General features: G+C 69.8%; 4 protein-coding genes. 1 reads left to right on the top strand and 3 read right to left on the bottom strand.

Going from position 1 to position 5,233, the window contains the following annotated elements:
* Positions 1-527, bottom strand: a 527-nt coding sequence (locus ACIQ3R_RS14955; RefSeq protein WP_397419656.1) for a rhomboid family intramembrane serine protease, incomplete at its 3' end; no start/stop codon positions are given.
* A 117-nt stretch (positions 528-644) separates the two neighbouring features.
* Here ACIQ3R_RS14955 and ACIQ3R_RS14950 point away from each other — a divergent pair.
* Positions 645-3,488 carry a M16 family metallopeptidase gene (locus tag ACIQ3R_RS14950; protein WP_397419655.1) on the top strand — a complete coding sequence of 948 codons (2,844 nt, stop codon included), beginning with the start codon at positions 645-647 and terminating at the stop codon, positions 3,486-3,488.
* 12 nt (positions 3,489-3,500) lie between these two features.
* On the opposite strand, the gene ACIQ3R_RS14945 is transcribed toward ACIQ3R_RS14950, so the two are convergent.
* Both ACIQ3R_RS14945 and ACIQ3R_RS14940 read right to left on the bottom strand, forming a co-directional pair.
* Positions 3,501-4,967 (bottom strand): carotenoid oxygenase family protein, encoded by a 1,467-nt coding sequence (locus ACIQ3R_RS14945; protein ID WP_397419654.1) that lies wholly within the window; start codon positions 4,965-4,967, stop codon positions 3,501-3,503.
* Positions 4,968-4,977: 10 nt separating this feature from the next.
* A partial coding sequence (locus ACIQ3R_RS14940; RefSeq protein ID WP_397419653.1) for a DUF2141 domain-containing protein occupies positions 4,978-5,233 on the bottom strand: 256 nt, incomplete at its 5' end.

The following is a 5,233-nucleotide window of genomic DNA, read 5'->3' as shown; positions in this document are numbered from 1 at the left end:
GCGCCGGCCATGCCAGTGACCGCCGGCGAGGTGATCGGCCCGGGCCGCCCCCCGCCCCCGATCAGCCGCGCGGCGGCGCCCATCAGGCCCGATGCGGCCCCCGAGGCCCCGACCATGGCCGCGTCGAGACCCCAGTTAAGCGCCGCGAAGCCCAGACCGGCGAACACGCCGCAGAGAAGATAGAAGCCGAAGAACGCCACCAGCCCCCGCGGCGTCTGGCTCAGGAAGCGCGCGACCGGCGCCCCGAACGCCAGGATAAAGGCGCCGTTCATCAGCACATGCGCCCAGCCCCCGTGCAGGAACTGGGACGTGATCAGCCCGCTCCATTGCCCCGCCGCCAGGGCGGCGGGCGAGAAGGCGAACATGGCGATGGCCTGTGGAAACAGCGTCTGGATCAGATAGAGCCCGACAATGCCCGCCGATAGCGCCACCACCGGCCAAGGCGCATTCACCAGCGGCTGAGACCCATCCGGATCTCGGGACGGGTCCTCGCCCGTCAGGGCTGAATCGGGGCGCGGCTCGGTCATGACCCTCATTTACGCCGCCCAGCGCGGCGATGCGAGACCGCGCCGCCTTGCCCCCGCCACACGGCCCGGCGATGGTGAGGCCCCAAACCCCGCCCCGCTTCCGGAGCCGCCGCCTTCATGACTTCCAGATTCGGCTTCGCGCCGGTGGCGCTCGCGCTGTTCACCTTCGCCCTTGTAACGGGACCGCTGCAGGCCGCGCCGTCCGCCCCCAGACCGGCCAGCGGCTGGCCTCAGGCCGCCTCTGACATCGCCGCTGACCCCGACATCCGCTTCGGCTTGCTGCCCAACGGCATGCGCTACGCCGTTCGACGCCAGGCGACGCCCCCGGGCCAGGCGGCGCTGCGGCTCTGGTTCGACGCCGGCTCGATGCAGGAGACCGACGCCCAGAAGGGGCTCGCCCACTTTCTGGAACACATGGCTTTCAACGGCTCCAAGCGCGTGCCGGAAGGCGAGATGATCAAGATCCTGGAGCGGCTGGGTCTGGCCTTCGGGGCCGACACCAACGCCTCCACGGGGTTCTCCGAGACCATCTATCAACTCGACCTGCCCCGCACGGACGACGAGACCGTCAACACGGCGCTGATGCTGCTGGGCGAGACCGCCTTCAATCTCACCATTGACCCCGCGGCGGTGGACCGGGAACGCGGCATAATCCTGTCCGAGGAGCGGGCCCGAAACTCGCCCCGCTATAACGCCTTCGTCGAGCGGTTGGCCTTCCTCCTCAAGGGCCAGCGCCTTCCGCAACGGCTGCCGATCGGGGACGTCGCGATTCTGAAGACGACGCCAGCATCGGAGATCGTTGACTACTATCGCGCCTGGTATCGCCCGGAGCGCGCCGTGTTCGTGGCCGTCGGGGATTTTGATGTCGATCGCATGGTCGCCGGCATCGAGGCCACCTTCGGCGGCTGGCGCGCCCAGGCGCCGGCGCGGCCCGACCCCGATCCAGGGGCCCTCGCCCGTCGCACGGCCGAAGCCCGCGTCATGGTCGATCCGGGCCTTCCGGCCTCGATTCAGATGGTCTGGGTGGCGCCCTTTCGCGACTTGCCCGACACGGTTGATACGCGCCGTAGCGATCTGATTGAGAGCCTCGGCATGTCGGTGCTGAACCGGCGCTTTTCCGGCTTGGCGCGAGAGGCGAACCCGCCGTTCCTGTCCGCGGCCGTGGGTCGGTTCGAACAGGAACGCTCGGCCGAGTTGGTCTGGCTGGGTATCGACGCAGAGTCCGGCCGCTGGGCCGAGGCGCTCGCCGCAGCCGAGCGCGAGCAGCGCCGCCTCGCCCGCTACGGTGTGCGTCAGGACGAACTTGACCGTGAGATCGAGGAGACGCGCGCAGGCTTGAAAGCCCGGGTCGCCGGCGCCGCGACCCGCCGACCCGCCGATCTCGCTCAGGAAATCCTGGGCTCGCTGTCGGAACGCGAGGTGATCACCTCTCCCGCCCAGGACCTCGCAGCCTTCGAGGCGGCCGTCGCGGGTCTCCGCGCCGAGACCGTGAACCGCCAGCTGAGCGGCCTGTTCAAGGGTCAAGACCCCCTGATCTTCGTCACCTCGCCCAAGGCTATCGACGGCGGCGAGGCGGCTGTGCTGGCCGCGCTCGAAACCTCGCGCAAGGTTGCGGTGACGCCGCCGACGGTGACGGCCAGGGTCGCGTGGCCCTACGCCAGTTTCGGGCCCGCGGGCGCGGTCTCATCCCGTCGCACGGTCGCCGATCTGGGGGTCACCTTCGTCACATTCGCCAACGGGGCGCGTCTGACCATCAAGCCCACGGACTATCGCGACGACGAGGTGCTGGTCCGTGTGAACATCGGTGAAGGGATGCGATCCCTCCCGGCTGACCGCCAGAGCCCCTATTGGGCCGCCGGCGCCCTGGTGGAGGGCGGCCTCGGGAAGATTGATGTCGAGGACATGGAGCGCGCGCTCGCGTCGCGGGTCTACGGGGCGCGCTTTTCCGTCACGGACGACGCCTTCGTGTTTTCAGGATCGACTCGGCCGCAGGATCTCGACACCCAGCTGCAGGTGCTCGGCGCCTACATCGCCGACCCGGCCTGGCGGGAGACGGCGTTCGCGCGCCTGAAGGCCTCGGCCCGGACCGTCCATGACCAATACGAGGCGACCGACGGGGGCGTCTTCGCCCGCGATCTGCCCGGCCTGACCCACAGTGGGGATCGCCGCTGGACCTTCCCGAGCCGCGAGGACATGGCCGGCGCGGCCTTCAGTGATCTGCGCGGCGCCGTCGAGGGGCCGCTTCGGCGCGGCGCGCTGGAGGCGGTGATCGTTGGTGATGTCGAGATCGAGGCCACGATCCGCGCTGTCGCCGCCACGCTGGGCGCGCTTCCGACCCGCGCCGAGCCCGTCAAGGGTCCGCCGCCCGGGCCGCTGGTGCGCTTTCCCGGCGGACGCGCAGATCCCGTCGTGCTGACGCACAAGGGGCGAGCTGATCAGGCCTCAGCCCAGATCGCCTGGGCCACGACCGACTTCTGGGCCGATCCGCAGCGGGCGCGGGAGACCGCGGTGCTGAGGGAAGTGGTCCGCCTGCGGATCACCGAGCGCCTGCGCGAGGCGCTGGGCGTCACCTACTCGCCGGACGCCAACTCTCAGCACAGCCTGACCTGGACCGGCTGGGGCTTCATCTCGGCCAGCATCCAGGCGCCGCCGGACAAACTCGACAGCTTCTTCACCGAGGTCGCCGCGATCGCCGCCGACCTGCGGACTCGCGAGGTTGATGCCGACGAACTGGCCCGCGCCAGGGCGCCGCGTGTGGAACTGCTGCAGAAGGCCCGTTTGACCAATGGCTACTGGTCGAACGAGCTTTCCGGCGCCCAGGCCGACCCTCGCCGACTGGACGCCATCCGGGACCTGATCCCAGGCACCGCCAAGGTCACGGCCGCAGACATCCGCCGCGTCGCTCAAACCTGGCTCGCGCCCGAACGCGCCTGGAAGGTGGTGTCGGTTCCGGCGCGATAGGCGTCGGCTGGCTCATGCCGCCAAGAACACCCCGTGCAGGCTGACCGGCAGCACCCCTTCCGCGCGCCAGACGCAGACCGGGCCGGCGTCGACGCGCTGGGCGTCGAACACAGCCAGTTCGGTGGCTCGAGCCCTGACGTTCACCGAGGGCGTCAGCAGCCAGCCGTCCATCTCGCCGCTTGAACCCGGTCTGGGCGCGAACACCGCTTCCTCAACCAACTGACCGGCGCCGAAGTCGAACACGCGGCTCCGCCCGGTTTCAAGATCGGTGACGCCCAGGCCCTGGAACATCGGCACATCGTCCACCGCGATCGCGCCATGGGCCAGCCAGCGGCGTTTAAGGCCGGCGAACCGCTCGTCGGCGCGCGGGAACTCCGCATCCATCCCCGAGGTCTCCAGCGCCGCACCGCCGCCGGGACGCAGCACAACGCCGGCCAGTTTGGGCGATGCCTGCCGCTTCCACTGGCCCTTCATCAGCGCCCGACCGTTTTCCTGGGCGAAATAGGGATCGTCGGAGACGCAGGCCGCAAAACGGATCGTCCCGTCCCGCTCCTCCCAGGCATCGCCGAAATGGAAGGCGAAGAACGGCGGCAGTTCATGGATGCGGCGTCGGCCGAGGTCGGCCTTGTCCAACACCAGCACCTTGGTCCCCTGCTCCGGCCGCCAGGAATAGCTGTCGACCACCGGCGTCACGAACCGATCCTGCAGCCACGGCTGTAGAATGATCACCAGCCTGGTGGGCGTGATCACGAAGTCATGCACATAGCTCGCCGCCGGAATGTCGATCACCTGCGCCGTCTTGAGCGCGCCGTCCGCCGCCAGCCGCCAGACGATGGCCTTGAGGCCCGAGACTCCCAGGCTCCACACCTCGCCGCCGGGTTCGCGGCGCGGATGGGCCAGGAACGGCATGTGCGCCAGGTCCGGACGCAGCGTCTTGATCTCACGCGTCGAGAGGTCGGCCGGGTCCAAGGCGATGGGCGAGCCGCCTTCCCAGAGGGCCCACAGTTCGCGGCCGGCCATCATCACCGAGATGTTGGCGGCGTTGACGTCGTCGCTGTGCCGCATCTGCGATCCGGGCCCGGCAGCGGTCCCGAACCCCGGGGTCACCACGGCGTTGGACGCCGCATCCCGCCGTCGCTTGGGCGTATCGACGAACCGCGCTTGCAGCGCGGCCTGGCCGCCGCCGAAGCGGAACGCGCGCACCAGGCCGTCGCCGTCGAACCAGTGCCCGACCGAGCCACCCGGTCGGTGGAACTTGCCTGGACCGTTTCGGTAGAGCGCGCCGGACAGTCCATCAGGCGCCCGGCCTGAAACGAGGGTCATGGGCGCGCGCGCCAAGTCGGCCTCGAAGTCGGCGAAGGCCGGTCGCCAGTCGATGCCGGCGGCGGCCGCCATAACGCCCTGAGCAGCCGCCTGGGCGATCTCTGGGGTCAGCACCCCAGCCGCGCCAAGGCTCGCCAAAAAATGCCTGCGGTCCATGATCGGATCCTCAATCCATGGTGATGACATGGGTGTTGTCGCCGGCCTTGACCTCAAAGCTCGCCGCCCCCCAGCCGGGTGGGCCCATGGAGGCGGGTGCGTTGTTGGAGAAGGCAAAGGGTTCGGTCGGCGTGCCGAAGGGGTTGCTGCCCATCTTGCCGTCGCCGTCGAGGTCGTGGAACGCCTTGATCCCGTAGCGGCCGGGCGCGAGGCCCCTGAAAGTCTGGCTGACGCTCGCCGCGGTCGCCGGCAGCATGGCCTGGCCG

Source organism: Phenylobacterium sp. (assembly GCF_044371015.1).
Classification (GTDB): domain Bacteria; phylum Pseudomonadota; class Alphaproteobacteria; order Caulobacterales; family Caulobacteraceae; genus Phenylobacterium.
The sequence above is the reverse complement of the archived record's forward strand: the minus strand, read 5'-3'. Positions and strand labels throughout refer to the sequence as shown.

Excerpts from the sequence above, each read along its gene's own strand:
- ACIQ3R_RS14950 (WP_397419655.1), top strand. The coding sequence starts at position 645 with ATGACTTCCAGATTCGGCTTCGCGCCGGTGGCGCTCGCGCTGTTCACC.
- ACIQ3R_RS14945 (WP_397419654.1), bottom strand. The coding sequence starts at position 4,967 with ATGGACCGCAGGCATTTTTTGGCGAGCCTTGGCGCGGCTGGGGTGCTG.